A 2,643-nucleotide genomic window follows, 5' to 3' on the forward strand; every position below is an offset into this window, starting at 1 on the left:
ATCACCCCAGGCACCAGCCAGCTGAGCATCACCGGCCGCGCGTCCATGATCGGCGGCACGGTGCTGGCCAGCTTGGCCGGCACCGGCAATTACCTGGCGGGCAACTCCGCCACGCTGGGCTCGGCTCTGTCGATTTCAAGCTTCGCCGGCGTGACCGTGGTGGCGGCCGGCGCCGCCGGCCTCAGCGCCACGGCGGGGCTGGGCACAGTAGGCACGCTGGTCAATCTGCTGCTGGCCTACAACAACGACTATGTCGGCGGCACGCTGGCGACGTTGACCAACACGGGCAGCCTGAGCGCGGGCACGGCGGTGGTCATCGCCGGCACGGGCAGCCTGGGCATGCTCAGCAACACCGGCACCATCGCCGGTGCTGTCAACAACCTGTCCAGCCATGACCTGACCATCGCGGGCGGCGCGGGCGGCACCGTGGGCACCTTCACCGGCCAGTCGGGCAAGGGGCTCATCACCAACACCCTGTCCAACGTGGTGCTGGCCTCCGGCAGCCTGGTGCTGAACGACGACATCAACGTCGGCGCCGGCACCCTGGTCAACAGCGGCGCGTCCGTGGCGCTCAACACCCTTCTCAACGTCACCGGCAACTATGGCCAGTCGGCGGGCCGGCTGGACCTGGGCTACGGCAACCGCCTGTCGGTCACGGGCGCCGCCGTCCTGACGGGGGGCACGGTCGCCACCACGCTGCAGTCCAACGTCAACTATCTGGCGGGCCAGGCGGGCGGCACGCTGGTGGCGGGCGGCGCCGGGTCCAGCTACACCGGCGTCAGCGTCCAGTCGGGTCTGTTCCCGCTGGTGCTGAACGGCACCACCGCGGGCAACAACCTGCTGGCCGTGTCGGTCAACGACTACGTTGGCACCATCCTGCCCACCCTGGCCAACACCGGCACCATCAACACCGCGCCGACGGCCCTGTTCGTGGCCTACGGCACCGGCAGCCTGGGGACGCTGGTCAACAGCGGAACCCTGGCGGGCAACGGCGGGTCCACGGCGGCCGGCGTCCGGGTGGTGGGCACCCTGGGCAGCCTGACCAACAGCGGGCTGATCAGCGCGCAGGGAAGCGTCAGCGGCTACGCCCTCTATAATCAGGGCACCATCGGCACCGTCATCAACCAGGCCGGCGGCACCATTCAGGCGGGCGGCACCCTGGGCGGCGGCTTGCTCAACAGCGGCGGCACCATCCTCAGCCTGGTCAACGCCGGCCTGATCATGGGGCCGCAGCCGGGCCTGTACAACCTCAGCAACGGCACCATCGTGTCGCTGAACAACAGCGGCACCATCCGGACCACGAACACGAACGCCGCCAGCGGCATCGCCAACGCCGGGCTGATCAATACGCTGACCAACAGCGGGCTGATCGCCAGCTATTCGGCGATCTACCTGAACAACGGCACCATCGGCAGCCTGGTCAACAGCGGCACCATCAGCGGCCAGGGTAACGCCCTGCTGCTGACGGGGGCCGGCCGTATCGGCACGCTGGTCAACAGCGGGCTGATCCGGAGCAACATCCAGAACTACAGCGGCAACGACCTGAGTATCGCTGGCGGCACGGGCGGCCTGGTTGGCACGTTCACGGGGGCCGGCGGCACCGTCGGCACCATTACCAACACCTCGGCCAACGTGGTGTTCAGCTCCGGCGCGCTGTCGCTGAACGACCAGATCAACGTTGGCGCCAACACGGTCCGCAACACCGGCGCCAGCCTGGCGCTGGCGGGCAACATCAGCATCACCGGCAACTACAGCCAGAATGCCGGCACGCTGATGGTCAACCCCGGTACGGCCCAGCTGACGGTCAGCGGCACCGCCAGCATCACCGGCGGCGCGGTGCAGGTCAGCCTGTCCGGCACCAGCAACTACCTGGCGGGCAACGCCTATACCCTGGTGCAGGGCGGGGCGGGGTCCAGCTACACCGGCGTTACCATTGCCACGGCCGGCCTGACGGGCCTGGGGGCGACGTCGTCCATCGCCACGGTGGCGGGCAACCTGGACCTGCTGATGGCGGTGACGACCGACTATGTCGGCACGGTGCTGGGCAGCATCAACAACACCGGCACGCTCAGCGGCGCCACGGCCCTGTACATCGCCAGCACGGGCAGCCTGGGCGCCCTGGCCAACAGCGGGGTGATCCAGGGCAACATCGTCAACGCCAGCGCCAACGCGCTGACCATCACCGGCGGCGCGGGCGGCACCGTCGGCACCTTCACCGGCCAGTCGGGCAAGGGGCTCATCACCAACACCCTGTCCAACGTAGTGCTGGCCTCCGGTAGCCTGCTGCTGAACGACGACGTCAACGTCGGCGCCGGTACCCTGGTCAACAGTGGCGCGTCCGTGGTGCTCAACACCCTTCTCAACGTCACCGGCAACTACGGCCAGTCGGCGGGCGCGCTGATGATGGCCTATGGCAACCGCCTGTCGGTCACGGGTGCGGCGGTGCTGACGGGTGGCACCATTGCCGTCACCGGCGTGCCCGGCACGCTTAACATGCTGGCGGGCGTGGGCGGCACGGTCGCCCTGGTGACCGGCGGTGTTGGTTCTGGGTACACCGGTCTCAGCTACAGCTCCGACGTGACGGGCATGGAGGTCACGGGTTCGGTTGGCGGCAACAGCCTGTACCTGGCCGGCCTGAACGAT

General features: G+C 68.8%; 1 protein-coding gene. It reads left to right on the forward strand.

Annotated features, from left to right (window positions below; all coding sequences use genetic code 11):
- On the forward strand, positions 1 to 2,643 hold a 2,643-nt coding region (locus tag P5F91_RS19220; protein WP_277907964.1), incomplete at both ends, for a beta strand repeat-containing protein.

The sequence above is a fragment of the Nitrospirillum amazonense genome (assembly GCF_029594735.1).
Lineage (GTDB): Bacteria > Pseudomonadota > Alphaproteobacteria > Azospirillales > Azospirillaceae > Nitrospirillum > Nitrospirillum amazonense.